At 68.6% G+C, this 25442-nt stretch carries 22 protein-coding genes and 2 pseudogenes; 12 read left to right on the top strand and 12 right to left on the bottom strand.

Features of this window, described 5'->3' with window-relative positions:
* The 5 genes and pseudogenes from ACOJUI_RS02475 to ACOJUI_RS02455 all read right to left on the bottom strand — a co-directional run.
* Positions 1-849 carry a carbohydrate ABC transporter permease gene (locus ACOJUI_RS02475; protein ID WP_422116528.1) on the bottom strand — a complete coding sequence of 283 codons (849 nt, stop codon included), beginning with the start codon at positions 847-849 and terminating at the stop codon, positions 1-3.
* Positions 846-1811: a carbohydrate ABC transporter permease gene (locus ACOJUI_RS02470; protein WP_422116527.1), complete on the bottom strand. Its 966-nt coding sequence runs from the start codon at positions 1809-1811 to the stop codon at positions 846-848. The genes ACOJUI_RS02475 and ACOJUI_RS02470 overlap by 4 nt, the downstream gene beginning before the upstream one ends.
* A complete protein-coding gene (locus ACOJUI_RS02465) occupies positions 1808-3115 on the bottom strand; it encodes an ABC transporter substrate-binding protein (RefSeq protein ID WP_422116526.1) in 1308 nt (435 codons plus the stop codon). Before ACOJUI_RS02465 ends, ACOJUI_RS02470 begins: the two co-directional genes overlap by 4 nt.
* Before the next feature lie 209 nt (positions 3116-3324).
* Positions 3325-4311, bottom strand: coding sequence for an ROK family protein (locus ACOJUI_RS02460; protein ID WP_422117598.1), 987 nt, complete (start codon positions 4309-4311; stop codon positions 3325-3327).
* Positions 4312-4413: 102 nt separating this feature from the next.
* A pseudogene (locus tag ACOJUI_RS02455) lies at positions 4414-4482 on the bottom strand (hypothetical protein); the annotation flags it as partial.
* 157 nt (positions 4483-4639) lie between these two features.
* On the opposite strand from ACOJUI_RS02455, the gene ACOJUI_RS02450 reads away from it, so the two are divergent.
* Complete coding sequence (locus ACOJUI_RS02450; protein ID WP_422116525.1) at positions 4640-5437, top strand: sugar phosphate isomerase/epimerase family protein; 798 nt, start codon at positions 4640-4642, stop codon at positions 5435-5437.
* A 163-nt stretch (positions 5438-5600) separates the two neighbouring features.
* Positions 5601-6653, top strand: coding sequence for a restriction endonuclease (locus tag ACOJUI_RS02445; protein WP_422116524.1), 1053 nt, complete (start codon positions 5601-5603; stop codon positions 6651-6653).
* Between the two features lie 15 nt (positions 6654-6668).
* On the opposite strand, the gene ACOJUI_RS02440 is transcribed toward ACOJUI_RS02445, so the two are convergent.
* A complete protein-coding gene (locus ACOJUI_RS02440; RefSeq protein ID WP_422116523.1) occupies positions 6669-8690 on the bottom strand; it encodes a hypothetical protein in 2022 nt (673 codons plus the stop codon).
* Between the two features lie 166 nt (positions 8691-8856).
* Here ACOJUI_RS02440 and ACOJUI_RS02435 point away from each other — a divergent pair, with 166 nt between their 5' ends.
* The 7 genes from ACOJUI_RS02435 (at position 8857) to ACOJUI_RS02405 (ending at position 16197) form a co-directional block, all read left to right on the top strand.
* Positions 8857-9894: a LacI family DNA-binding transcriptional regulator gene (locus ACOJUI_RS02435; RefSeq protein WP_422116522.1), complete on the top strand. Its 1038-nt coding sequence runs from the start codon at positions 8857-8859 to the stop codon at positions 9892-9894.
* Between the two features lie 28 nt (positions 9895-9922).
* Positions 9923-10279 (top strand): extracellular solute-binding protein, encoded by a 357-nt coding sequence (locus ACOJUI_RS02430; protein ID WP_422116521.1) that lies wholly within the window; start codon positions 9923-9925, stop codon positions 10277-10279.
* Positions 10258-11226 carry an extracellular solute-binding protein gene (locus ACOJUI_RS02425; protein WP_422117597.1) on the top strand — a complete coding sequence of 323 codons (969 nt, stop codon included), beginning with the start codon at positions 10258-10260 and terminating at the stop codon, positions 11224-11226. Before ACOJUI_RS02430 ends, ACOJUI_RS02425 begins: the two co-directional genes overlap by 22 nt.
* 2 nt (positions 11227-11228) lie before the next feature.
* The gene (locus ACOJUI_RS02420; protein WP_422116520.1) at positions 11229-12161 is read left to right on the top strand and encodes a carbohydrate ABC transporter permease; all 933 of its coding nucleotides are present in this window, start codon (positions 11229-11231) and stop codon (positions 12159-12161) included.
* A gap of 1 nt (position 12162) precedes the next feature.
* A complete protein-coding gene (locus ACOJUI_RS02415; protein WP_422116519.1) occupies positions 12163-13038 on the top strand; it encodes a carbohydrate ABC transporter permease in 876 nt (291 codons plus the stop codon).
* Between the two features lie 41 nt (positions 13039-13079).
* On the top strand, positions 13080-14072 hold the full coding sequence (locus ACOJUI_RS02410) for a glycoside hydrolase family 130 protein (protein ID WP_422116518.1): 993 nt from the start codon (positions 13080-13082) through the stop codon (positions 14070-14072).
* A gap of 118 nt (positions 14073-14190) precedes the next feature.
* Positions 14191-16197: a GMC oxidoreductase gene (locus tag ACOJUI_RS02405; RefSeq protein WP_422116517.1), complete on the top strand. Its 2007-nt coding sequence runs from the start codon at positions 14191-14193 to the stop codon at positions 16195-16197.
* Between the two features lie 11 nt (positions 16198-16208).
* Here ACOJUI_RS02405 and ACOJUI_RS02400 read toward each other — a convergent pair whose 3' ends face one another.
* Positions 16209-17597 carry an alpha-glucosidase/alpha-galactosidase gene (locus ACOJUI_RS02400; RefSeq protein ID WP_422116516.1) on the bottom strand — a complete coding sequence of 463 codons (1389 nt, stop codon included), beginning with the start codon at positions 17595-17597 and terminating at the stop codon, positions 16209-16211.
* 104 nt (positions 17598-17701) lie between these two features.
* Between ACOJUI_RS02400 and ACOJUI_RS02395 the strand changes: the two genes are divergently transcribed.
* The 3 genes and pseudogenes from ACOJUI_RS02395 to ACOJUI_RS02385 form a co-directional block, all read left to right on the top strand.
* Positions 17702-18586, top strand: coding sequence for a helix-turn-helix domain-containing protein (locus ACOJUI_RS02395; protein ID WP_422116515.1), 885 nt, complete (start codon positions 17702-17704; stop codon positions 18584-18586).
* A gap of 69 nt (positions 18587-18655) precedes the next feature.
* Positions 18656-19009, top strand: coding sequence for a cupin domain-containing protein (locus ACOJUI_RS02390; RefSeq protein ID WP_422116514.1), 354 nt, complete (start codon positions 18656-18658; stop codon positions 19007-19009).
* Positions 19010-19158: 149 nt separating this feature from the next.
* A pseudogene (locus tag ACOJUI_RS02385) lies at positions 19159-19419 on the top strand (VOC family protein); the annotation flags it as partial.
* A gap of 123 nt (positions 19420-19542) precedes the next feature.
* On the opposite strand, the gene ACOJUI_RS02380 reads toward ACOJUI_RS02385, so the two are convergent.
* The 5 genes from ACOJUI_RS02380 to ACOJUI_RS02360 all read right to left on the bottom strand — a co-directional run bounded on the left by ACOJUI_RS02380 (position 19543) and on the right by ACOJUI_RS02360 (position 25428).
* Positions 19543-20313 (bottom strand): PfkB family carbohydrate kinase, encoded by a 771-nt coding sequence (locus ACOJUI_RS02380; RefSeq protein WP_422117596.1) that lies wholly within the window; start codon positions 20311-20313, stop codon positions 19543-19545.
* A 139-nt stretch (positions 20314-20452) separates the two neighbouring features.
* Positions 20453-21874: a glycoside hydrolase family 32 protein gene (locus tag ACOJUI_RS02375; protein ID WP_422116513.1), complete on the bottom strand. Its 1422-nt coding sequence runs from the start codon at positions 21872-21874 to the stop codon at positions 20453-20455.
* Positions 21875-21974: 100 nt separating this feature from the next.
* Positions 21975-23561: an extracellular solute-binding protein gene (locus ACOJUI_RS02370; protein ID WP_422116512.1), complete on the bottom strand. Its 1587-nt coding sequence runs from the start codon at positions 23559-23561 to the stop codon at positions 21975-21977.
* Between the two features lie 116 nt (positions 23562-23677).
* Positions 23678-24619: a carbohydrate ABC transporter permease gene (locus ACOJUI_RS02365; protein ID WP_422116511.1), complete on the bottom strand. Its 942-nt coding sequence runs from the start codon at positions 24617-24619 to the stop codon at positions 23678-23680.
* On the bottom strand, positions 24619-25428 hold the full coding sequence (locus tag ACOJUI_RS02360; protein ID WP_422116510.1) for an ABC transporter permease: 810 nt from the start codon (positions 25426-25428) through the stop codon (positions 24619-24621). Before ACOJUI_RS02360 ends, ACOJUI_RS02365 begins: the two co-directional genes overlap by 1 nt.
* Positions 25429-25442: the final 14 nt, after the last annotated feature.

Below are 25442 nucleotides of genomic sequence, written 5' to 3'. Positions count from 1 at the left end.
TCAACTCTTCACGGCGCCGAGCGTCATGCCGGCGACGAACTGTTTCTGTAGGAACACGTAGACGAGGATCACGGGGATCGCGGACAGGGTCAGGCCCGCACTGAGCGTGGTCCAGTCGGTGGAGTACTGGCCTTGCAGGGAGAAGAGGACCGGCTGCAGGGGCAGCTTGTCTGGCGTCTGCAGGACGGTGTTGGCCATCAGGAACTCGTTCCAGGTGGAGAGGAACTGGAAGATGACAACCGTCGCGATTCCGGGTCGCGCCAGCGGCAGCACCACGCTGAGGAACACCTTCAGCTCGCCGGCGCCGTCCACCCGCGCGGCGTGGACGAGCTCGTCCGGCAAGGTCTCGAAGAAGGCCCGCATCAGGAACATGGAGAACGGTGCGGCCCCTGAGGCGTACACGATGATCAGTCCCATCTGGCTGTCCAGCAACCCGAAGGACCGCAGCTGCAGATAGACCGGGATGATCAGGGCCGTCCCCGGCATCATCAGCGTTGACAGCAGGATGATGTAGAGGAGGTTCTTGAAGGGAAATCGGAGCTTCGCGAACGCGTATCCGCACAAGGTCGACAGCACGAGCACGACTGCGCAGGTCACGATCGTCATCCAGATCGAGTTCCAGTAGTGGCCCACGAAGCCGGTGAACTCCAGGACTCTTCCGTACGCATCGAACGTGATGCTCTCCGGCAGGAACCCGCCGCCGAACACGGAGTTGGACTCTCTGACCGACGTGAGGATCATCCAGACGAACGGGTAGACCGTGGCGACGCTGATGAGCAGCAGGATGGCGCTGGTGACTGTCGCGTTCACCCGGGCTCGAGTTTTCATCGAGGTGGTGGTCGTGCTCATCGGGACGCCCTTGTGCTCAGGCGCATCTGGAAGAGCACGGCCACCGTGCACAGCGCCATCACGACGACCGAGAGCGCGGAGGCGTATCCGAGCTGGGGCACCGATCCCGATGTGGAGCCGAAGGCGAGACCGTACAGATAGGTGCCGAGCACCTGCGTGCTGTTGTTGGGCCCGCCACCAGTCATGACGTAGATCAGGTCGAACACCTTGAAGCCGTTCATCAGATTCAGCGCGAGGACGATCGCAGTGACGAAGCGCAGGCTCGGCAGCGTGACGTGGCGGAACCGCTGGAGGGCACCTGCGCCGTCCATCATTGCGGCCTCGTTGAGCCCCGGGTCGATGCCCTGGATCCCGGCGAAGAAGATCAGCATGCTCATGCCGACTCCTTGCCAGACAGCCACAACCAGCAGTGCCGGGATGGCGGAGTTAGCCGAGCCGAGCCACGGGTGGTTGAAGCCCTCGAATCCGAGCCTCTGAATGGCGGCGTTCAGGGTTCCGAAGTTCGGATCGTAGATGAGGCGCCACAGTACGCCGGAGACGACGAAGGAGACGATGCCCGGCATGAACAGCGCGGTGCGGACGAGCACCGAGATGGGACGCGGCACTGTCGCCACCATCGCGGCGATCACCAGGGGGATGGCGGTCTGCAGAGCAGTCGTCGCCAGCGCCCAGACGACGGTGAGCAGGAGGGCGCGCTGTGCGACCGGGTCCTCCGCCGCGCGGAGATAGTTGGCGAGCCCGACGAATCGAGCGTCCCCGAGGCCGCTCCATTCGCTCACACTCAGGACGAAGGTTCTGAGGATCGGGTAGCCGACGAAGAGCGCGAAGAGGGCGAGCGTGGGGATGACGAAGAGGTACCCCGCTAACATCTCCTTGCGGCGGATCCGGGGAACGCCGCGTCGGCGACGAGCAACTGGCGCGGTCGGCGCTGCTGCCCGTGAGCGCATCGCGGTGGAGGTCATGAGGAGGCACCTCGTGCGTTCTCGACCGCCTCCTGCATCTCTTGAGCGACCTGCTCGGGGGCGCCGGAGCCGTTCAGGATGTTCGAGAGCGGGCCTCCGGCCTCGGACGATCCCGGCCCGAAGGGGATGTGCGGGCACCCGTCGCCGTCAAGGAGCCAAGAGGTCATCTGCTTCATGATCGGGTTCTCGATCTTCTCCGCAGCCGCCTTCGTAGCGGGCATGGAATCGGATTCGTTCATGAGCTTCGAGTACTGCTCGTCGGAGTACAGGAACTGGAGGAACTCCAATGTGGCGTCCTGCTTCTTCTCATCCGAGGTCACAGCCCACCCAGCACCGGCCTGATTGGCGGTCCAGTGCCGCTGACCGCTGCTGATCGCGGGAGTCTTCATGACCTTGTATGACTTCACGAACTCAGGGTCGGCGTCCTGCCCGAGGCCCTGCGGCGTCCACGATCCGCTGAAGAGCATGGCGGACAGACTGGTGTAGAACATCTGCGTTGCCTCCGGCCCCTGAGTCGCGCCGGCGCCGTCCTGGAACACGTTTCCCTGGACGATCTTCTCGAAGAGCTGGAGCGCCTCCACGACCTCGGGAGACGTGTAGGCGAAGCCCTCTTCGCCCTGGTCGAGGCTGAGGTACCAGGTGGGGTCGTCCGTGACCTGGGTGATCAGGGGCAGGAAGAAGTCGAGCCCGCTCGTGCCGGGGTTGAAGGATGCCGCCAGGGGCGCGACACCTGAGCTCTGGAGCAGCTCTGCAGCGGCGATCAGATCGTCCCAGGTCTCCGGCTCACCCTCGACCCCCGCGGCCTCGAGCAGTGCGGGGTTGTAGAAGATCCCGAAAGTCTGAGCCATCCATCCGATGCCGTACTGCGCACCGTCCAACGTGTACTGGTTGTTGGCCGAGTCGAAGAACTGGTCGGTGAAGTCCGCGCCGAGGGCGGCCTTGATGTCGAGGCTGATCCCGTTCTTCCCGTACTCGAGGGCCCTCGTGTGCGGCGCGAAGATCTCCGGGAGATCGCCACCCGAGACTGCGGCCTGGAGGGCCGGCAGGTATTGATCGGGGCTTCCGAAGAGACGGTTCGTCACTGTGATGGAGGGATTCTTCTCCTCGAACTCGGCGATGACACGAGGGAGCACCTCCTGCTGCTCGTTGTACCACGACCACATGCGAACTTCTGTCTGACCGCTGCCGCCGCCGCTGCCTCCGCAGGCCGCGAGGCCGGCTGCGGCGGCAACGGCAGCGGTTGTGGTGGCGCCGTACTTCAGTGCAGTGCGCCGGGGAATGCTCGAGAAAGTTGACGTGCCCATGGTGAAGCTCCTCATTGAACTGGCCGCCGAGGCAACGGCGGACCTGGTGCATACCTTTCTAAACCTGAGTAAGTAGTGCTGTCAAGCCTTCAGCGGCACCGGGAAGCAGTTCTGGAGGTTGTCCGCGAGAGCGTCATCCCCGGACGTTCGCCGCGATAGGGAGCCTCGAGGACGCCGCGACTTTGCGCGGAGCCCCTCCGATCTGCCCGTCAGAGCGCGTGGGCCTCCGTGCGCAGCACAGAGATGGCGGCGCCGAGGGCGGCGCCGTCGAGACCCAGACCTGAGAGGCGCACAGTCACTTCGTGGACAGGTCGCATGAAGAAGCGGGACGCCAACGCCTCCTGGATCGTCGAGGCGTAGATGTTGCCCACCAGCTCGAGCGCGGGACCCGCGAGGACGACCTCCTTGGGGTCCAAGGTATTGGCGAGGCCGACCACGGCTTGGGCGAGATGCTCCGCCGCCCTGCTGACGAGCTGGGCGGCGCCCTTGTCCCCACGCGTCGCAGCGAAGGCGATCCGCTCGAAGTCGGTGCGGATGGCATCGCGTGCCCCCGAGAGCTCAAGCCGCATGGCGAGTGGAGCATCAGCGACCGCCGCCGCGACGAGATAATGAGGAGACGCGATGCGCTCGAGGCATCCCCGACCACCACAGGCACACTCGGGCCCTGCCGGATCGAGAGAGATGTGCCCTATCTCCCCCGCGTTCGAGGAGGTGCCGCCGTACAGCTCGCCGTCGATCATGATGCCGGCACCGATGCCGTTGGCCAGGTACACCGTGATGAAATCCGAGGGGGTGTCCCGGGCTACCCAGTGCTCGGCGAGCGCCGCGCAGCCGTAGTCCTTCTCGAGCCGAGCGGGGATCGAGGTGAGCGCGGTGAATTCCTCCTGGGCGTCGTAGTCCTCCCAATCGGAGGCCTGGACCGACATGCGCAGCTGCTTCTTCTCCTCGTCGAAGCGCCCCGGGCTCGCCAGGCATGCACCAGCGACATCCGAGGTGGCGAGCCCTGCGCCGGCGATCATCTGCAGGACTGCCTTCGCCACGCGCTCGGTCACGACGTGGGGGAGGGCGCCGCGGGTGCCCGGCAGCTCACGAGAGGCGAGGAGCGTGCCCGCGAAGTCGGTGAGCACGCATTGGACCCGCGTGTCGTCCAACACGATGCCGACGGCATACATTGCCGACGGAGCCAGCCGCAGCATCGTACGAGACTTCCCTCGGCCCGAGGAGTCCTGACCCGCCTCCTCGACGAGCCCCGACTCGAGCAGGCGGCGCACAGTCTTGGAGATCGACGTCTCGGTGAGGCCCGTGGCATGGGCGAGCTCGACGCGGGAGATGGGGGATCGCCGGCGAACGAGGTCCAGGACAGCCATCGCTGTCTCGGTCGCCGTGCGGTGCCGCAGTGGGGTCACGTCGTGCTCCTCGGGTGCGCTGACTGCATTCATCGGATTCTCCCTTGCTTCACACCAACTCGAACACCATACTTACTGAACTAAGGTAAGTAGACTACTGGCCGGAGAGAGGACCACCATGTCCGCCAAAGGACTCGCCCTGTACGCCGTGCGGGAGGAGCTTGCGAGCGAGCCCGACCGCACGCTCGAGAGGGTCGCAGATATCGGCTTCACGGGGGTCGAGCCCTTCGGGCTCGGCGACCCGTCGCTGTATCGCGGGGAGCGGCTCACGAACGCCAAGCTGCTCAGGCGCGGCATCGAGCGGGCCGACCTGTCCGTGAGCTCCGCGCACACGAAGTTCCCGCTGCCTTCGGAGATGGATTGGCTCCTCGAAGAGCTCGCGATTGTCGGCGTTCCCATCGCTCTTGCCAGCATTCCCGAGCATGTCCTCGGGTACGGCCGTGATGTCCTCGCTTCGGTGAGCGGGATACAGCGCTTCGCCGAGCACTTCCGTCTCCTCGCCGAGAGAGCAGCACAGCACGGAGTTCGGATCGGATACCACAACCACTGGTGGGACTGGCCGCGGCTTCCGGACGGAACCCACGGTTATGACCGCTTCATCGAGTCACTGGCTCCCGAGATCGTCGTGGAGCTGGACCTCTACTGGGCACACACCGCCGGCCAGGACCTGCCGCAACTGCTTAACCGGCTCGGCGATCGCGTACGGCTCGTGCATTTCAAGGACGGGCCGGGGCTGGCCGAGGATCCGCTCGCAGATCAGGTGCCGCTGGGATTCGGCGGCGCAGATCTCGAAGGAGCGCTCCCCGCTCTGCCCGATCAGCTCGAGTGGGCCCTCGTCGAACTCGATCGGACCTCACTGGACCCGTTCCAGGTCGTCGCCGACGGCTACAGCTGGCTCACGGCCCGCGGCATCTGACCGCCACCTGCCGACCAGCGGCTCTGTCAGCGTCCCGTCCCGGTCGCTCACAACCGCCCTGCTCCACGGAGCCGACCGCGATTCAGAGCCATGCGCGTGACCAGCGCGGGTCGCTACAGGACCTGGCCGAGGTCGCACCATGATCGGTCGGTACAGTCCTCATATGATGAAGACGGCATGGGTCATCCGCTCCGGACGCTACGGCGAGCGCGACGATTGGGCGATCGAGAACGGCTACTCCGGGGGAGGCTGGCGCGAGGTCCCCGACCTCACGGACGCGCACTCCCGCGAAGACATCGAGGCGATCGTCGAGGACACCTACGCGCAGGAATCCCCCGGCGCTCGAACGAACTCCACGTCCCAGCTCTGGGCGCTGCGCGGCAGGATCGCGGTCGGTGACCTGATGGCGATGCCGATGAAGACCACCCGGGAGATCGCCCTCGGACGCGTCACCTCCCCGTACACGTACCTTGCCGACAACGAGCCCGGATATCGGCACGTCGTCGGGGTCGAGTGGGTCCGTCAAGTTCCTCGGTCCGCGATCAAGCAGGACCTCCTGTACACACTCGGCAGCGCGCTGACCATCTTCTCGCCGAGCCGTCACAACGCGGTCGACCGACTCGAACACGTCCTGGCGACGGGCGAGGACGTCGGGTCCACCGGGCTCCACACTCCCCACCGACCGGCTCCGTCTCCGCAGCGGACCAACGGCCAACCGGATGTGGTCGATGAGCCCGAGTCGCAGCCGGACATCGACGTCATCGCCCGCGACCAGATCACCACGCGGATCGCCGAGGAGTTCTCCGGCCACTCGTTCGCGCATCTCGTGGCAGCGCTTCTCCGCGCCGAAGGCTTCGAAGCCGACGAAGCCCCGCCCGGCGCCGATGGCGGCATCGACATCACCGCCGGCCGCGGCCTACTCGGTCTGGAGTCACCCAAACTGATCGTCCAGGTGAAAACTCCCCAGATCGGCTCGGAGGTAGTCGCCCAGCTGAACGGTCTCGTGCACACGCACGGCGCCGACTACGGACTGCTGGCCACCTGGGCAGGACTGTCCAAGCCCGCCCGTGACGCCGTGAAGCATCAGCGCTTCCGGGTAAAGGTCTGGGACTCGACCGACATCGTCGAGGCCTTCCTCCGCAACTACGAGAGCCTGCCCGAGGAGATCATCGAGCGTGTGCCGCTGCGGCGCGTGTGGATGCTCAAGGACGCCTGAGCGACGCCTCCACCATCACCCCTGCGCCACCACGAACCTCCCCGGCTTCAGCGTCCTGCGCCCGCGGTTGATCGGCCCTGCCGTCGTCCCGTCGGCTCGATACACCGTCCCGGACCCACCCCGCCTGACGCGGACCTCCGCCTCGGCGGACGCCAAAAGAAGCGTCACATGAGCTCCCTTGTCCACCGGGAACACCGCTAAGGTCACCGTCGGCAGCAGCATCACCTCGTCGAGCTCGAGTCGGCCCTCCGATACCACCTCCAGCGCCACCGTTCGAGCGGGCAAGGGCACCTCGAGCCGCACCGGCTTCAGCACCCCGTCCCACTCGGTCACGCCACGCTCACCCACCCCGCCCAGCTCCAGCGTGCCGAGCTCGGTGCGACGTCCTCGCGCGGAGATCGCCGTCCACGTCGCCGTGCCCGCGTCCTCGGCGAGCCGGTGGAACACAGGATGCGCGGTCGCGCCACCCGCAGCGACTGCGGCAAGCGCCTCCTCGCCGAGCTCGAACCGCACCGTCCCGCCCGCCTCAGCCAGCACGTACGCGCCCCGCCAGTTCGACTCCCCGGTCCAGGCGCTCTCCGGGGTGACCACCTGCGCCCCGCCCCCCAGCTGTGCCTCCTCGGCGGGCAGCCACTGCATCCCCCGGTACTCCGGGGTCGCGGTGAGGCTCTGCGCGGTGCGGGCGAGCTTCTTGTCCTGATCCAGCGCGATCATCGTCAGCAGCGCATGGATCGTGGACTCGGCGCCGGAGTTGCGGTTGATGCGGCCGTCGGTCTCGATGCCGTCGACGGTGACGCCAGTTGCCGGGTCGTAGACCTGTTCCCCGGCGGGGTTGGCGCCGAAGAACCAGCCGGCAGCGAGGGCGGCGAGCTCACGCAGGCCCTGCCCGCCGGTGGCGTCGGCCGTGCGCAGCAGGGACTCGACGCGGCTCTGGACGCCGTAGGCGATCTGCGCCTCCCCCGGCACCGGGGACCAGGCATTGAAGGGGCCGCCGGAGGTGAGCAGCTGCGGGGTGAACACGCCGACATCGCCGACCGCGGCATCCAGCCCGCGACCGGTCACGGTGGAGGCGGCGGCGAGCGCGGCCGGGGCGAGCCCGCCCCAGGCATGCCAGAAACTCTGCGACCCGGTCCAGGGCAGGATCGCGCCGAAGGGCCAGATGCCCACGCCGCCGGAGGCCATCGCCTCGATCCCCTCCGCGTAGCGCGCGAGCGCCTCCGCGACCCGCGCGTCGTCCGGGAAGGCCTGCAGGCAGGCGACCAGGCCCAGCACGGCCTCGCCGGTGGCGTCGGCGCCGCCGGCGATCAGCCAGCCCGGCACGGGGACCCCGTCGGCCACCTCCCACTGGCCGTAGCGGCCCAGCGAGGCGCGCTCTAGCGCATCGAGGGCCAGGTGGAGCCGGTCGCGCAGGAAGGCGGTGAAGTCCGGGTCGGTGTCCGCGAAGCCGGCGATCCCCTCGCCGAAGGCCCACACGGTGCGGGCCAGCCAGTAAGACTCATCGGAGTCGGAGGGATCGGGCAGTTCGATGGGGATGGCGCTGCGGTTGAGCGTGCCGTCGCTCTGCTGCCACAGCACCACGTTGCCGGCGAACTCGCCGGAGTCCGTCTGGAGGTAGGCCTGGGTGCGCAGCAGATCGCGGGCGGTGGTGAGGTCCTCGGCCCGGCCGAAGGCGGCGTGGGCGCGCAGGAACACGATCGCGGCGCGGGAGATGTCGTCCGCGTTGTAGGCGCCCTGGCTCCAGTGGCCGGTGGCGGTATCGAGGTCACCGCCGCCCACGGGGGTGAAGGTGCCGTCCTCGGCGCGGTCGGCGTAGGTCCACGGCGCGAGGCCCACCGGGTTCGCGGCGTCGAAGGTGGAGTGTCCCTCGATCTCGGGCAGAGGCACCTCGGCGAGCAGGAACCGCAGGTGGGCGAGGTTCGTCAGGCGCTTCTTCCCGCCTCTCCCATGCTGGGGCGCGGGGGCGGCGACAGCGGTCGCGGCCGGAGCAGCGGCGGCGGCGAGGACGGTGGAGCGGAGCAGGGTACGTCGGGTCAGCACGGTGGCCTCCACGGTGGGGAACGGTGCGCGGCCGTGATCCGGGGCGGATCCGGAGGGCTTGACACCCACGTATCAAACCGGTTTGATAGTGACTCATCAAACCGGTTTGCGCAAGGCCTCGGCCCGCCGCGCACACCGCGAACCGCCCATGACGAGGAGGCCGTCGGTGAGCGCACCCAGCAGGGTCACCATCGGCGATGTCGCCGCCCGCGCCGGCGTCTCCAAGGGCACCGTGTCCCTCGCCTACTCGGGCAAGCGTCCCGTCTCCGAGGAGACCCGTCGGCGGATCTTCGACGCCGCTGAGGAGCTGCAGTGGACCGCGAGCCACCGCGCCCGGGCTCTGGCCACCTCCCGCACCGGCGCGATCGGCCTGGTGGTCGCCCGTGACCCGGAGGTGCTGGCCACCGATGCCTTCTTCTCGAAGTTCATCTCCGGCTGCGAGCGGGTGCTGGCCGAGCACGACATGGGCCTCATGCTCCACGCCGTCACCTCCCCCGAGGCCGAACAGCTGGTCTACGAGCGCCTCGCCGCGGGCCGGGCCGACGGGGTGATCCTGCTGGACGTCCAGGTCGAGGACCCCCGCTTCGCCCTCGTGCGCCGTCTGGGCCTGCCCGCCGTGGTGCTCAGCGCCCACCGGCCGATGCGCGGCGAGACCGCCGATCTGCCCACCGTCTACTCCGACGACTCCCCCGCCATCACCGAGCTCGTGCGCCTGATGGCCGAGGCCGGGCACACCCGCATCGCGCACGTCGCCGGCCCCGCCCAGTACATCCATGGCCGGATCCGCCGGGAGGCCTTCGCAGCCGCCATGCGGGAGCGCGGCCTGGACGACTCGCTGGTCGCCGAGGGCGATTTCACCGCCTCCTCCGGCCGCGCGGCCACCGCCCGGCTGCTGGACCTGCCGCAGCCGCCCACCGCGATCCTCTACGCCAACGACATGATGGCGATCGCGGGCCTGTCCCTCGCCCGCAGCCGCGCCCTGCGGGTGCCCGAGGATCTCTCGATCTCCGGCTACGACGACAGTGAGCTTTCCGCCCATCTCTCCCCGGGCCTGACCACCGTCACCACCGGCGCCGTCCAGCGCGGCGAGCTCGCCGTGACCACCCTGCTGGCCGCCCTCGCCGGGGAGGATCCCGGCGTCGTGCTGGCCGACCACACCACCGTCGTTCCCCGCGGCAGCATCGCCCCGCCGCCGCGGCCCTGACCACCACCCCCTTCGAAGGAGTTCACCGATGAACATCTCCCGACGCACCTTCGCCGCCGGCGCCCTCGCCGCCCCGCTGACCGCCGCCGCCCTCACGGCCTGCGGCAACGACGGCGGAGGCGGGGGCGGTGGCGAGGCCCAGGAGGCTCGCGGCCCCATCACCATCTGGCTGTCCAACAACGAGCAGGAGGTCGCCTGGGGCCAGGCCGCCGTCGAGGCCTGGAACGCCGAGCATCCCGACGAGCAGGTCACCGCCCAGGAGATTCCCGCCGGGCAGAGCTCCGAGGAGGCGATCACCGCCGCGATCACCGCCGGCACCACCCCGGACCTGGTCTTCAACATCTCCACCGCCGCCGCCCCGGGCTGGGCCACCCAGGGGGCCTGATCGACCTGGCCACCTTCGAGGACGGCGCGAGCTACATCGAGGAGCGCACCGGCGCGGAGGTCGCCCAGGGCTACGCGGACGCCGAGGGCAAGTACTACCTGCTGCCGTGGAAGTCGAACCCGGTGATGATCATGTTCAACAAGGACCTGTTCACCGCCGCCGGGATCGATCCGGAGAACCCCGGGATGAACAGCTTCGAGACCTTCCTCGAGGGGGCCCGGAAGATCGTCGACTCCGGGGCGGCGCCGGCCGCCATCTGGCCCTCGCCCACCAACGAGTTCTTCCAGCCCTGGTTCGACTTCTACCCGCTGTACATCGCCCAGACCGACGGCACGCAGCTGGTCGAGGACGGCGCCTCCACCTTCGCCTCCGACGACGGCGTGGCCGTCGCGGAGTTCTGGGCCACGATCTACTCCGAGGGACTGGCCCCGAAGGAGGCGTCGACCGATGACGCGATGGCCACCGCGAAGACCGCGATGCAGAGCGCCGGCCCCTGGGCGATCTCGTCCTACAAGGACGCCTTCCCGGTCGGCTTCATGCCGGTGCCCACGCAGGACGGCTCCGATCCCGCCACGGTGAAGACCTTCGCCGACTCCAAGAACGTCTCGATGTTCACCACCTCGCAGAACCAGGCCACCGCCTGGGACTTCCTGAAGTTCGCCACCTCCCAGGAGCAGGATGGGGCCTTCCTCGAGGCCACCGGGCAGATGCCCCTGCGGGCCGGACTGCTGGAGGCCTTCCCCGACTACTTCGAGGCCAACCCCGCCTTCGAGGTGTTCGCCGCGCAGGCGGAGCGGGTGGTCGACGTCCCCAACGTCCCCAACTCCATCGAGGTGTGGCAGACGTTCCGTGAGCAGTACTCCGCCGCCGTCATCTTCGGCACGGAGCCCGTCGAGGGCGCGCTGCAGACGGCGGCCGACGAGATCGACCAGCTCGTCCAGGGCTGACCATGACCACCACCACTACCCGCGACGCCCCCGCCCGGACCCGGCGCTCCCGGCTGCCGCTCGGGGGGCTGCTCGGGCCCCAGCCGCTGGGTGTGCTGCTGGTGCTGCCGTACGTGCTGTTCCTGGCTGCGGTGATGGCCGTGCCGCTGATCCAGGCGGTGTGGATCTCGTTCCACGACTACATCTTCACCGCGCCCACGGCGGTCATCGACCATCCCTTCGTCGGCGTCGAGAACTACGTCAGCGCGATCACCGACCCGCAGGTGCAGCAGTCCTTCAGAAACATCGCGGTGTTCCTGGTGATCAACGTGCCGCTCACCGCGATCCTCTCGCTGGTGCTCGCCTCGGCGCTGAACAAGGTGGTGCGGTTCGCCTCCGCCTTCCGGGTCGCGTTCTACATCCCCTACGTCACCGCGAGCGTGTCCCTGATCGGCGTGTGGATGCTGCTGTTCTCCTCCGGAGGCCTGGTCAACACGATCCTGGGGCCGCTCGCCCCGGATCCGTCCTGGCTGGTCAACAGCACCCTGGCGATGCCGTCGGTCGCGCTGTACGTGACGTGGAAGCAGCTGGGGTTCTACATCCTGCTGTATCTCGCCGCGCTCCAGGGCATCCCCAGGGAGCTCTACGAATCGGCGGCGATGGACGGTGCCGGCGTCGTCGGCCGCTTCCGGAACGTCACCGTGCCCGGGGTGCGCAGCGTGACCGCCCTGGTGCTGATCCTCGCGATCATCACCGGCGCGAACCTCTTCACCGAGCCGTACCTGCTCACCAACGGCGGCGGCCCCGACGGTGCCTCCAGCTCGCCGGTGCTGCTGATCTACCAGAAGGGCATCCAGCAGACGAACCCCGACGTCGCCTCGGCGATCGGCGTGCTGCTGGTGATCGGGATCGGGCTGCTGTCCGCCCTCGCGGCCCGCACCGGACGGGAGGACTGACATGGCCTCCCGCACCCGCACCCCCGAGCGTCGCAGCACCGCAGGCGGCGCCGGGCGCAGCAGCATCGGTCTGTACATCGTGCTGACCGTGTTCGCGCTCGCGTTCATCTTCCCGTTCTGGTTCATGGCCGTCGGCGCCTTCCAGGAGAGCCCCACCAGCGCCCCCACGGACCTGTTCCCCACCGGCGGGTGGACGCTGCAGAACTTCGCCGACATCAACTCCCGCCTGAACCTGCTGCGGTCCCTGCTGAACTCGCTGATCTTCACCCTCGGCGTGCTCGCCGGCACCCTGACGTTCGGGCTGGTGGCCGGGTACTCGCTGTCCCGCCTGCGCTGGCGGGGCCGCGGCGCGCTGTTCGCGATCATGCTGGGCGTGCAGGCGATCCCGTTCCAGCTGCTGATGATCCCGCTGTATGTGCAGGTCACCCGCACCTACGGGCTCGGGGACTCGTACCTGGGCATGATCCTGCCCTTCCTGATCAACACCACCGCCGTGTTCATCTTCCGGCAGTTCTTCCTCTCGCTGCCGGAGTCGCTGTTCGAGGCGGCTCGCATCGACGGTGCCTCCGAGCTGCGGATCATGACCTCGATCGCGGTGCCGCTGGTCAAGCCCGCCGTCGCCACGGTCGCCCTGATCACCTTCATCGGGCCGTGGAACGAGTTCCTGTGGCCGTTCCTGATCACGAAGAACGCCCAGCTGCAGCCGCTCGCGGTGGCGCTGGCGAACTACATCTCCAATGTCTCGCAGACCGCCTCGAACCCCAATGGCGCGATCCTCGCCGGCGCCGCGACCCTCGCGTTCCCGGTGGTCCTGCTGTTCGTGTTCTTCCAGCGCTACTTCCGCGCCTCCGACATCAGCTCCGGGGTCAAGGGCTGAGCCCGTCCCCTGCCCCACCTCGCACCCTTCTTAGGAGAAGCATGTCCACCGTGTCCCTGTTCGGCGGCGCCACGTTCCCGCTCGGCCCCTTCGTCCCCTACGAGCACAACCCGATCCTGCGGCCCAAGGGCGACTCCTGGGAGTCCTCGAACCTGTACAACCCGGCCGCGCTGGTGATCGACGACAAGGTGGTGCTGCTGTACCGGGCCCACGCGGAGGACATCGTCTCCCACATCGGCCTGGCGACCTCCGAGGACGGCTACCACTTCGAGCGCGAGGACGCCCCGATCCTCTCCCCCGAGCACGACTACGAGCGGTACGGCTGCGAGGACCCTCGCATCGCCTTCATCGACGGCACCTACTACCTCACCTACACCGGCTGGGACCGGAGGATGGCGCAGCTGTGCCTGGCCACCTCCCCTGACCTGCGCGCGTGGACCAAGCACGGCCCCCTGTTCGAGGACTTCGACACCTTCAAGACCATGGACCCGCGCGGCCACAACTGGTCCAAGGCCGGCGTGATCGTCCCCCAGCAGATCCAGGGGAAGTGGTGGATGTACTTCGGCGAGGGCGGAATCTACTGGGCGACCAGCGACGACCTCATTAACTGGACCCCCGGCACCAGCGACGACGAGCCGATGTACACCCCGACCCCGGGCACCTTCGACGAGGCCCTGGTGGAGATCGGCACCTCCCCCGTGCTCACCGACAACGGCCTGCTGGTGATGCTCACCAACGGCGCGACCCGCGAGGTCCACGCCGACGGGAGCGTCGACGTGGACTACCGCTGCGGGCAGATCGTCATCGACCCCGCCGAGCCGACGAAGGTGCTGGCGCGCCTGCAGGAGCCGTGGCTGCGCCCGCAGACGTACGAGGACACCCATGGCCTGGTCTCCAACGTCACCTTCGTCGAGGGGTTGGTGAAGTTCCGGGGGATGTGGTTCGCGTACTACGGGCAGTCGGATACGACGTTGGCGGTGGCGGTGGCGGATCCGGCGACGCCGTTCGGGGTGGGGCTGCGGGCGGACGGGTGAGCGCTGCTTCCCGCAGAACGCGTCAGAATGGGGTCCGGCAGGGCGATCGCTGTGATCATGGCGGTGATCTTCGCGTTCGTTGATCGGTACTTCAGCGTCGGCGGCAACGGAGGCTCCCGTGCAGGACAGCGACGCGCTCGACCACGTCCGCCGTCGAGTCGCCGGCGTCCTCGACCCCGCGATCTCCACGCCCTCGTTGATCGATCAGCTCGCCTCACGGGTGCTCGACGTCGCGCGCGCGGAGGCCCCCGCGTGGCTCGACGTGGCCATGGGGTCGAGCGAGGAGTCCGACGCCACTGCGCGCTCCCTGCGCACAATCGTCGGGGACGTCCTCTACGAGAACGGGCTGAGCCCCGGACGCGTCGGCCCGGTCCTGGCGCCGCATGTCGATGCCTGGTCCCCGCCCGTGCCCGCAGCCCTGCAGCCGCTGCCGATCACCCACCGGGATCTCGCCTCGCCGGAGGACCTCCAGGAGCAGTACGACGCAGTGATCGTGGGCTCCGGTGCCGGCGGAGGCGTCGCCGCCCAGACCTTCTCCGAGAACGGATGGAAGGTGCTCGTCGTCGAGCGCGGCACGCTGCCAGAGAGATCGCAGCTGCTCACCGAGCACCTCCGCACCCCACGTGCCACCTCCGGTCTCTTCCCTCGTTCCGGACCCGGACCCGACTCCGAGGACCGCCAGGTCGTCATCGGAGTCGACCAGGTGCGGCGCGCCAGGGCCTCCGACTACGCCTGGAACAACAACGCGATGACCCTCGGCGGAGGTACCCGGGTGTACGGGGCGCAGGCTTGGCGCTTCACCCCGGAAGATTTCGCGATGGCCAGCGCCTACGGCGTGCCGGACGGCAGTTCCCTGGTCGACTGGCCGATCAGCTACGACGACCTCGAGCCCTTCTACACCCGCATCGAGCAGTCCCTCGGGGTCAGTGGCGGCCCGCCCAGCGGCCGCTGGGAGGGTCCGCGTAGCGCGCCCCTGCCGATGGGGCCCCTGCCGCCGACACTCCTCGGAGGCCTCCTCGAGACAGCGGCCACCCAGATCGGGTTCGCGACCCAGCCGGTACCGCTGCTGATCAACACGCGGCCGCACGGAGGTCGCAGTGCCTGTATCCAGTGCTCACAGTGCGTGGGCTTCGACTGCCCCGTCGGCGCCCGGGCCGGAAGCCACAACACCACGCTCCCCGCAGCGCTCGCCACCGGCAATGCCACCGTCCTGACCGGCGCGCAGGCCACGCGCATCCAGGTGGGGCCGCGCGGACGCGCCCACAGCGTCGACCTCGCCGGCGAGCGTGAGGGAAGGATCTGGACCCGCACCGTACGGACCGGCCTCGTGGTGCTCGCCGCCGGGGCGATCGAGACGGCACGCCTCCTGCTGGACAGCGCCGACGACGCCCACCCCCATGGTCTCGGCAACGCCAGTGATCAGGTGGGGCGCCACCTGCAGGGACACGCCTACGGCGGGGCCTCGGCGCTGTTCGACGAGGAGGTCGTGGATCTGCGCGGGCCCGGCCCGTCCGTCTCCACCGCACAGTTCCGCCACGGGAACGACGGCATCATCGGCGGCGGCATCCTCGCCAACGAGTTCGTGCCGACACCGGCAAGCTCGCAGCGCTACCTCCATGACACGGGCCTGATCGGCCCGAGGACGCGCGTCGGGTCGCGAGAGGCCGAGCAGGCCATGCTGAGGTTCGCCCGCATCATGGGGCCCATCCACGAGGTGACCTCGAGCGACTCCCGGGTGACCCTCGCCCGCGGCAGCACCGACCGCTTCGGCCGCTCCCTCGTGCGCCTCAGCGGCAGCCTGCACGCTGAGGACCTGCGCGGCCGCGAGATGCTCACCTCTCGCGCTGCGGAGTGGTTGCACGCGGCGGGCGCGGCACAGGTGCGCCCCATGCCGCCGATGACGCTGCCGACCCTCCCCAGCGGGGGCCAGCATCAGGCCGGCACCTGCCGGATGGGCGAGGACACGGCCGCCTCCGTCGTCTCTTCCGAGGGTCGCGTCTGGGGGCACGAGAACATCGTGGTCGTCGACGGCTCCACCCATCCCACCAACGGAGGCGCGAACCCGGTGCTGACCATCCTCGCGAACGCGCTGCGGATCAGTGAAGGGGTGGCACGAGACGCCTGACCGGCGTCTGCTCAAGCGTGCCGAAGGGCCTCCGGCAACCGGTCCGCATGCGCCGCAAGGAGCTCATCGGTCATGGCCCGCGCGTCCTCGAGCGTGAGCAGCGCCGCGGTCAGCGGGTCCAGGGCCACGGCGTGATGGACGTTCTCGACCTCGCCGCGCAGAGCCGCGCGTACCGCCAGGGTCTGCACGTTGACGTTGGTGCGGTTCAGCGCCGCGAGCTGCGGCGGGAGGTCACCGATGGCGGTGGGCTGCACCCCGCGGGCGTCGACCAGGCAGGGCACCTCCACGCAGGCGTCGGCCGGGAGGTTCGTGATCAGGGCGCCGCCATTGGGGACGTTGCCGTGGACCACGCTCGGGGTGCCGGAGACGATCGAGTTCGCGATCTGCGCGCCGTACTCGACGCTGGGGGCGAGCTCGGCCTTGAGCTTCTCGAGCTGGGCGTCGATGTCGCCCTGGTCGTCGTGGGCCACGCAGATCTCGTAGTAGTCCCACCGCTCGGGGATGAACTCCTCCACCAACTCCGGGGTCTTGCGGAAGTAGGGAAGGTACTCCGAGGCGTGGTGGCTGGACTCGGTCTGGAAGTAGCCGAAGGCGTTCATGATCGAGGTGCGCACCTGCTCGTTCCCGCCCTCGTACGTGCTGGCCGCGTCGGCCGCCTCGGAGTGGTCGCCGTCGTCGCCCGCGAGGTTCTCGGCGCCGCGGCCGCGCTGATGCTTGGCGGACATCACTTCGCGGAGGCGCGGATACAGGTCCTCCTGGCCGTGCAGGAACTCGAGGATCCAGGCCTGGTGGTTGATGCCGGCGCAGCGGTAGGAGACCTCCTCGTACGGCACCCCGAGGGTGCGGGCGAGCATGCGGGTGGTGCCCTGGACGCTGTGGCACAGCCCCACCGTGCGCAGACCCTTCGCGTTCAGGTACGCCGTGGCCATCGCCATCGGGTTCGCGTAGTTGATGAAGGTGGCGTCAGGGCACACCTCGAGCGCGTCGGCGGCGATCTGGTCGTAGGCGGGAACGGAGCGCAGGAAGCGGAACACGCCGCCGGGGCCCACGGTGTCGCCGACGGTCTGGTCGATCCCGTACTTCCGGGGGATCTCGACGTCGTGGCGGTAGGACTCCACCCCGCCCACCTGGAAGGTGATGATCACGATGTCGGCCCCGTCGAGGGCGGCGCGGCGATCGGTGGTCTCCTCGACCGTGGTCGGGAAGCCGTGGTGGGCGACCAGCTCGCGGGTCGCGGCGGCGACGGGACCGAGCTTGTCGGGGTTGATGTCCATCAGCCACAGCGTCGACTTCCGCAGCGCAGGGAAGCTGAGGATGTCGCCGATGAGGCGGAAGGGGAACACGAATCCGCCGGCGCCGATGAGGGTGATCTTGGTGTTCTTCACGAACGTCGTTGTCATGTCCTCACGCTAGGCGCGCAGAGCACCGGAGGTCTCCCGGGATCCTTGGCCGATGTTCCAGGATCCTTCGATCCCTGCGCTTCATCCTGGTCTACGGTGAGGCGATGACGAGGTGGCCGATCAGCGACGTGGTCGAGGAGATGCCGCCCGGGCTGTGGGTCCGGCGAGGGGCTCCCCCGCCGATGTTCTCGATGCACCGTCATGACGACGTCGAGATCAACGTCGTCCTCCATGGCCAGCTGCACTACCTGTTCGGCGGGCGGCCGCTGACGATCCGCGAGGGCGAGATCGCCGTGTTCTGGGCCGCGCAGCCCCACGGCCTGGTCGACTCCCGCAGCGGGGACATGTGCTGGGTGCACGTGCCCTTCAGCATGTTCCTCGGCTGGGGGCTGCCGGAGGCCCAGACCGCTCCCCTGCTGAGCGCCGAGCCCCTCATCACCCACGACCCGGACCTCGCTCGCCGCATCGACCACCTGGCCGAGCAGTGGGGCGAGGAGGTGGGCGGAACGGAGCCCCACGTCGGATCGGCCGCCGAGGCAGGCGCCGGAGGCGAGAGCGCGCAGATCGCCGTGCTCGAGATCCAGGCGACCGTGCGCAGGATCCTGCGCGCGTCCTCGCGTCCCGGCCCCGCGGCCCCGCTCAGTAACGCAGGCTCCGTCCCCGCCTCCCGGCTCCGTCAGGTCAGCACCATGGCGCGGTACGTGCGGGACCACCATGGTTCACCGCTCACGGTCGCGGACATCGCCGCGTGCGTGCACCTCACGCCCTCCCACGCGATGACCGTGTTCCGTCGCACCGCCGGGGTCACCCTCGGGGACTACGTGACGATGTGCCGGGTCGCCGAGGCGCAGCGGCTGCTGCTGACCACCTCGTTGCGGATCACGGAGATCGCCGGGGCTGCGGGGTTCGGCTCGCTCAGCAGCTTCTACCAGCACGTCACCGCGGCCTGCGGGATGACGCCGCGGGAGTACCGGCGGCAGCGGGGGTGAGCGCGACCTCGCGCGACTGGCCCCGGGGGCGGGGTATCGATAGCGACCGTGCAGGCGTAGCGTCGTCCTATGGTCCCCGACGACCCGACCACGACGAATCCGGACCACTACCGCACCCTCTGGGAGAACGAGTTCGTTCGCGTCCTGGAGTACCTCGATGAGCCCGGCGATCGCACGGCTCCCCACCATCACCCGAACAGCGTGATGGTCACGCTGAGCTCCTTCTCCCGCCGGCTGTCCGCCGGTGGCCGCGAGTTCGAGACCGAGCTCCCCGCCGGGCAGGCGGTCTGGATCCCCGCGCAGCGCCACTCCGGCGAGAACACCGGCGACACCCCGACGCACACGATCTTCGTCGAGCTCAAAGGGGCCTCCGCCGGTGAGGCGTCGGGCGGAGTGCTCGGTCCCGCACCCTCCAGTCCCTGAGGGCCGAGGAGAGCGGGAGCGCACCCCGGCACCTAGGGCGTGACTCCGAAGTGCGTGAGGTCCGGGGTGCGATGGCAACACCGTGGCGGCACCGGCATGATGAGGCTGATCGAGATCGGCGCGGGCCTACGGCGTGCTAGCTTGACGCGGTGACCTCCTTTGTGAAGTCAGTCACCTTCGACTGTCGAGAGCCGCTCGTCGTAGCGGCGTTCTGGGCGGCGGTCCTCGGTTCGAATGTTGACGAGGACAGCAACGCGGATCGTGCCTGGGTCGAACCGGCAGGATGGGGTAGCCCAAATCTGTGGTTCCAGCGCGTGCCCGAACCCAAGGCGGCAAAGAACCGCCAGCACTTCGATCTTCGAGCGATCGGCGACCTCGCAGCAGAGGTCGATCGTCTGCGTTCGCTGGGCGCGGCAGTGATCACCGAAGGTGACGACCTCATTGTCATGGCCGACCCCGAGGGGGAACGAGTTCTGCGTGGAGTCATGAGCGTCCGATGGAGCTCGACCCCGCAGAACCTCAGGAGATCGGCCCTAGACGCGCGCCTCCAGATCCGCAGGCCACGGCGGCTGGGCGCCACGGCGGCCGACGGTGATCGCGGCGCTCCTCAGCGCGATCCTGGCCCATTCCTCCGCGACATGCTGTGGCACATCCCCGGAGCGGAGCAGTGGGTCGCCGTCCGTGTCGAGCACGGCGAACAGCAGCCCCGACATGAAGGCATCCCCCGCTCCGATCGTGTCGACCACGCTGACCGGTGCGGCCGGCAGCTCGGTGGTCCACCCCGGGGTGCTGAGGAGACACCCCTGGGCGCCCCGGGTGACGACGACCAGGCGCACCCCGAGCGCGTGCATCCGCGCCGCGACGTCACCGAGGCTCGCACCGGGGTAGAGCCAGTCGAGGTCCTCGTCGCTCATCTTGACGACGTGCGCATGGCGGGCCACGCGCTCCGTCCTGGCGAGGACCTCCTCCCGGGGGATGCCGAAGGCCGGTCGGACGTTCGGGTCGAAGGATACGAGCGTCTCCAAGGGCACGGCCTCCAGGGCGGCCAGGACCGAGGTGGCGCCGGGCTCGAGCACTGTGGCCAGCGAGCCGGTGTGGAAGGCTCGCACCGCACCGGGGTCGATCGCGGCGATGTCCCAGTCGATGTCGAAGCGGTAGCTCGCCGCGCCGTCCGCGCCGACCGCCGCTGCGGCGGTCGAGGTTCGGCGGGGCGGATCTGCGCCGGCGTCGCGCAGGCCCACCCCGGCGCGGCCCAGATGGTCCCGCAGGACGTCTCCGTGCGGGTCGGCGCCGAGGCGGCACAGCAGATCGGTCGGGATCCCCAGCCGCGCCAGTCCGACGGCGACGTTGGCGGGGCTCCCCCGGGCCGGACCTCGCGAGTGCCGTCGGGCCGGACCACCACATCGGCCAGGGCTTCCCCGACGACGAGGACGCCCGGCTCGCTCATGACGCGGCCTCGACGAGCACGGTCACCGTCTCCGCGCCGGGGAAGATCTGCTGCGAGACGAGGGCCCTGCCCCCGTCGAGCTCGAGGTCGACGCAGGACCGGTCGACGACCAGGTCGAACGCGACTTCACTGCGGGCCGCCTGCGGCCGGTACGGCACGGAGCGCGGGTGCTCCGCGGCGAAGGAATCGAGGCTGGCGTCCCCGCGGTCCAGGACCACGCCGCCGTCCTCATCGACCTCCAGCACGAGCTGACGCGTGCCGAGCTCGGACCGGAACCGCAGCACGACCCGCGACGGGACCTCGGTCGAGAGCACGCCGCGCAGCCGGAAGGGCTGGCCGGCGTCCACGGTCGCCAGTTCTGCGGGGGCGCTCGGCATCTCCAGATCGAGGGTCGGGATGCCCTCCGGGATGATCAGGTGCTGGACGACGTCGAGCGCGCCGTCCGCTCCGGGCTCCAGGTGGAGCGTGCGGGGCAGGGTCATCGCGGAGCGCCAGGGAGCGGTCGGCGTCTGCTCGGCGTAGGCCCAGTTGTTCATCCAGCCCAGCAGCACGGGATCGCCGTCCACGCCGGAGAAGGAGACCGCGGCGTAGCAGTCCGGGCCGAGATCCAGCGGCTGCGGCGCGGCGTCGCTCGTGAAGCGTCGGCCGTCGAACTCCCCTACCAGCGTGTAGGTGCCGGAGCCGCCCGCCGGACCGCCGGGGTTGGTGCTGAGCACCAGCACCCACGCCTCGCGCGCCGCGGCGCTCTCGTCGCCGGGAACCTGCACCCGCACGAGGTCCGGGCATTCCCAGATGCCGCCGTCGAGCGCGGGATGGGTGAACGTGGAGGCGGGCTCCCAGGTCAGCAGATCTACGGAGGTGTGCAGGTGGACGCAGTGGTCCAGCGCCTCGACCGTGACCATGACCCACCGCTGGCTCTCGGGATGGAAGAACACCTTCGGGTCCCGGAAGTTCTCGGAGTCCCGCGTCAGGACGGGGTTGTTCTCGTAGAAGGTCCACGATGCGCCCCGGTCCTGGGAGAACGCGACCGACTGGGCCTGGATGCCGGGAGTGGTCGGGTGGGAGGGCGTGTAGGCGCTGGTGTAGAACGCCACCAGCGGACCGTCCGCACCGGGGGCGCCCAGGCCGGAGGTGTTCTCGGCGTCGTGGACGATGCTCCCGGAGAAGATCAGCTCGGTCTCCGAGCACGGCAGCGCCACGGGCAGACGGGTCCAGGTCGCCAGATCGTCGGAGATCGCGTGGCCCCAGGACATGTTCCCCCACGTGCTGCCGTGGGGATTGTTCTGGAAGAACGCGTGCCAGGTGCCGTCGATGACGACGAGCCCGTTGGGGTCGTTCATCCAGGTCGCCTCCGGCGTCAGATGGAACCGGGGCCGATGCAGATCGGCGCGCTGGCGGGACGGGGAAGTGATGGTCATGGTCTCTCTGTCGCTGCTGAGGGGGACCGCCGGCACGTGCCGGCGGTCGGGAGGTCGGGACGGACGGCGGCTGCCGGGCCGTGGGGCAGCCGCCGTCCGGTCAGGCGGTGCCGGTGAACCGGTCGTAGGCGGTCTGGTAGACCTCGACGACCTCGCCGAGGCCGATGGCCTCCAGCTGGGAGACGTACCCGTCCCATTCCTGCTCGATCCCGCCCTTGACGATCCAGGTCGCGATCTTCTCGGTGACCAGGGAGGTGATGTCGGTCTCGAGGGTGCTGATGCGGTTCAGCTCGTCCACCGAGAGCATGACCGGCGGGTACTTCTCGTTGGCGCGGTGGGGCTCGTAGAACTCGGCGATCTGGGCCTGGCGCTCCGCGGCGCGGGGCTCGGGCAGGACGACGGTCTCGAAGTCCTCGGCGGTGATGATCTTCGGTCCGCCCGGGGAGACCTTCACCCGCCGCTCCTGCTCGGTCTCCCCCTCGCCGACGGGGATCTGCTCGAGCAGACCGTCCTCGTTGAGCTGCTGCGTGATCCCGATCGGGCCCCAGTTGGCCTGAGCGCTCATGACCGGGTCGAAGAGCATGTCCGCCCAGCGCATCGTCGCAGCGGCGTACTCGTTGGTCGAGCTGATCGCGAAGGCGCCGCGGTTGATCTCCTGGTTGTTGGCGACGCAGGCCCGCTGCACGCCGTCGGGACCGGGGAAGATCGGGACGATCGCATACTGGTCCGCGCGCTCCGGACCGACCACCTCGGGGATCTCCCAGAAGTAGTACGACCCCAGGGTCTGCGGCTCGGCCTTGCCCTTGGAGATGAACTTGACGTAGTCCTGCGAGAAGGCCTCCTGGTCGATGAGCCCCTCCGTGTACCAGGTGTGGAGCTCGGCGATCGCGTCGCGGAAGCCGTCCTGGTTCGCCGTGAAGACGACCTTGCCGTCCTCCACGATGCGGTGGTCGGGGTTGTCCGCCTGGCCGCCGATCGCGGCGATCAGGTCCGAGATGTCGCCGGCGCCGAGGAACGACAGCGGCAGGACCCCGTCGGGCCCGTTCTCCTTGAAGGCGAGCAGCACCTGGTGGTACTCCTCGACCGTCGTGGGCATCTCCAGCCCGTACGTCTCGAGCCAGTCGGTGTTGACGAAGAGCATGCGCGGGAACTCGACCAGGCCCAGCTCCTCGACGGACGGCAGGGTGTAGATGTGGCCGTCGGAGGCGGTGATCGCCGCCTTGATGTCGGGTCGTTCCGCGAGGATCGCCGCCAGCGTAGGCGCGTTCTCCTCGATCAGGTCCTCGAGGGCGAGCAAGGTGCCGTTGGCGCCGTACTTGGCGACCTCGGCATCCGAGAGGCCCGTGTTGAACAGGGCATCGGGAAGCTCGCCGCCGGCCAGCAGCAGGTTCTTCTTCTCGCCCCAGACCTCGTCGGGCTCGTTGTTCCAGTTGATCGTGATCCCCGAGTCGGCCTCCCAGGCCTGGACCAGCTCCATCGCCTCGAAGTCCGGTGCCAGCGCGGACTTCGCGCCGCCGAAGTCGAGGGTCAGTTCGCCCGTGACGACCGGCAGCCCGGAGTCGGTCAGGCCGACCTCGGAGGAGAGGTCCTCGGTGGTGCGCTCGGAGGGCCGCGAGCAGCCCGAGATGCCGAGCATGGTGACTCCGAGGGCGGTGGCGGAGAGGGTGAATTGGCGTCGAGAGAACATGGCGTACTCCTTCGTAACGGTATGCGGGGTGTTCGTAGCGGTATGCGGGGTGGTGGGGGCGGCCCCGGATCGGTCGGGGCGACAGGGAGCGCTGTCGCGCAGGGCTCGGGCGGGGGTCAGCTCTTCAGGGCGCCGAGGGTCGCGCCCTTGACGAAGTGACGCTGCAGGAAGGGGAAGGCGATGAGCAGGGGGATGGTGGAGACGACGATCATCGAGTACTTGAGGAGCTCGCCCATCTTCTGGGCGGCGGCCGTGCTGTCCATGGACGCCATGTCCATTCCGGAGGCGGAGGCCTGCGACTGGATGAGGACGTTCCGCAGGATGAGCTGGAGCGGATACTTGGATTCGTCGTTCAGATAGATCATCGCGTCGAAGAAGGCATTCCAGTTCGCGACCAGATGGATCATCGCCATGAGCACGATCAGCGGCTTGGACAGCGGGATCGCGATCGCGAAGAAGAACCGGAAGTCCGAGGCCCCGTCGAGCTGGGCGGCCTCCCTCAGCTCCGGGGAGAGGGTCTGCTCGAAGAACGTGCGGGCGATGATGAGGTTCCAGACCCCGACCGCGCCGGGCAGCACCACGGCCCACATGGTGTTGAGCATGCCCAGCTCCTTGACCACGAGATACCGGGCGATCATGCCGCCGTCGAAGAACATCGTGATGACGAAGAGGATCATGAAGAGGTTGCGTCCCGGCATGTCCTTCCGGCCCAGGGCATACGCGCCGGTGAGGATCATGGTCACGCTGAGCGCGGTGCCGACCACGGTGTACAGCAGGGAGTTCGCGAAGCCGCGCACGATCGTCGAGGTCCCGAAGATGGTCAGGTACCCGTCGAAGGTGATGCCTTTCGGCAGGAAGACGACCTTTCCCTGCTGGACCAGGTTCGGGTCCGAGATGGAGGCGATGACGATGAAGTACAGCGGATAGATGATCGCGATGATCGCAACGCCGATCAGTCCGTAAGTGACGACCGCGAACAGCGGATCGGCCATGCGACGGTGGAAGGGCTCTCGGCGCAGGGAGTTCCTCGAGGGGGACAGGGTCTTCGACATGTTCATCACCACAGGCTCGATTGATTGGCCTTCTTCGCGACCCAGTTGAAGGTCAGCAGAAGGAGGAGATTGAGGACGGAGTTGAAGAGCCCGATGGCCGCCGAGTAGCTGAACTGGGCGTTCTGCAGGCCGGTCTTGTAGACGTAGGTGTTGATGACCTCGGACGTGGGGAGGTTCAGATCCGTCTGCATCAGATAGACCTTCTCGAAGCCGAGATTGAAGATGTTCCCGACGGCGAGGATGAACAGGATCGTGATGACCGGGAGGATGCCGGGGATGTCGATGTGCCAGATCCGCTGGAAGCGGTTCGCGCCGTCCATCCGTGCGGCTTCGTGCAGCGAGAGATCGATCGAGGTCAGCGCCGCGAGGTAGATGATCATCGAGAAGCCGGCGTTCTGCCAGATATCCGAGCCGATGTAGAGGGGGCGGAACCACTCGGGCGTCCCCATGAAGAAGATCGGCTCACCGCCCAGCAGCGAGATCGCGTGATTGACCATCCCCGAGCTCGGCGAGAACAGCAGATGGATCATGCCCACGACCACCACGACGGAGATGAACGAGGGGGCGTACAGGATGGTCTGGGTCATCCGCTTGAACCGCTCGCTGGGGAGCTGGTTCACGATGAGCGCGAGGATGATCGGGATGGGGAAGGCCACCAGCAGCCCGACGGTGTTGATCGTCAGGGTATTGACCACGAGGCGTTCGAACTGGAACGACGTCACGAACGCGATGAAGTGGTCCAGTCCCACCCAGGGGCTCCAGAAGAAGCCGTCCACGGGGTTGTACTCGCGAAAGGCGATCTGAGCCCCGTACATCGGCCAGTACTTGA

The organism is Brachybacterium sp. UNK5269 (genome assembly GCF_049266655.1).
Classification (GTDB): Bacteria; Actinomycetota; Actinomycetes; order Actinomycetales; family Dermabacteraceae; genus Brachybacterium.
This window is presented reverse-complemented; position numbering and strand designations above follow the sequence as displayed.

Excerpts from the sequence above, each read along its gene's own strand:
- ACOJUI_RS02410 (WP_422116518.1), top strand. The coding sequence starts at position 13,080 with ATGTCCACCGTGTCCCTGTTCGGCGGCGCCACGTTCCCGCTCGGCCCC.
- ACOJUI_RS02370 (WP_422116512.1), bottom strand. The coding sequence starts at position 23,561 with ATGTTCTCTCGACGCCAATTCACCCTCTCCGCCACCGCCCTCGGAGTC.
- ACOJUI_RS02360 (WP_422116510.1), bottom strand. The coding sequence starts at position 25,428 with ATGTACGGGGCTCAGATCGCCTTTCGCGAGTACAACCCCGTGGACGGC.
- ACOJUI_RS02460 (WP_422117598.1), bottom strand. The coding sequence starts at position 4,311 with ATGCTGCGGCTGGCTCCGTCGGCAATGTATGCCGTCGGCATCGTGTTG.
- ACOJUI_RS02400 (WP_422116516.1), bottom strand. The coding sequence starts at position 17,597 with ATGACAACGACGTTCGTGAAGAACACCAAGATCACCCTCATCGGCGCC.
- ACOJUI_RS02450 (WP_422116525.1), top strand. The coding sequence starts at position 4,640 with ATGTCCGCCAAAGGACTCGCCCTGTACGCCGTGCGGGAGGAGCTTGCG.
- ACOJUI_RS02430 (WP_422116521.1), top strand. The coding sequence starts at position 9,923 with ATGAACATCTCCCGACGCACCTTCGCCGCCGGCGCCCTCGCCGCCCCG.
- ACOJUI_RS02390 (WP_422116514.1), top strand. The coding sequence starts at position 18,656 with ATGGTCCCCGACGACCCGACCACGACGAATCCGGACCACTACCGCACC.
- ACOJUI_RS02420 (WP_422116520.1), top strand. The coding sequence starts at position 11,229 with ATGACCACCACCACTACCCGCGACGCCCCCGCCCGGACCCGGCGCTCC.
- ACOJUI_RS02470 (WP_422116527.1), bottom strand. The coding sequence starts at position 1,811 with ATGACCTCCACCGCGATGCGCTCACGGGCAGCAGCGCCGACCGCGCCA.
- ACOJUI_RS02475 (WP_422116528.1), bottom strand. The coding sequence starts at position 849 with ATGAGCACGACCACCACCTCGATGAAAACTCGAGCCCGGGTGAACGCG.
- ACOJUI_RS02415 (WP_422116519.1), top strand. The coding sequence starts at position 12,163 with ATGGCCTCCCGCACCCGCACCCCCGAGCGTCGCAGCACCGCAGGCGGC.
- ACOJUI_RS02365 (WP_422116511.1), bottom strand. The coding sequence starts at position 24,619 with ATGAACATGTCGAAGACCCTGTCCCCCTCGAGGAACTCCCTGCGCCGA.
- ACOJUI_RS02445 (WP_422116524.1), top strand. The coding sequence starts at position 5,601 with ATGATGAAGACGGCATGGGTCATCCGCTCCGGACGCTACGGCGAGCGC.
- ACOJUI_RS02465 (WP_422116526.1), bottom strand. The coding sequence starts at position 3,115 with ATGGGCACGTCAACTTTCTCGAGCATTCCCCGGCGCACTGCACTGAAG.
- ACOJUI_RS02375 (WP_422116513.1), bottom strand. The coding sequence starts at position 21,874 with ATGACCATCACTTCCCCGTCCCGCCAGCGCGCCGATCTGCATCGGCCC.
- ACOJUI_RS02395 (WP_422116515.1), top strand. The coding sequence starts at position 17,702 with ATGACGAGGTGGCCGATCAGCGACGTGGTCGAGGAGATGCCGCCCGGG.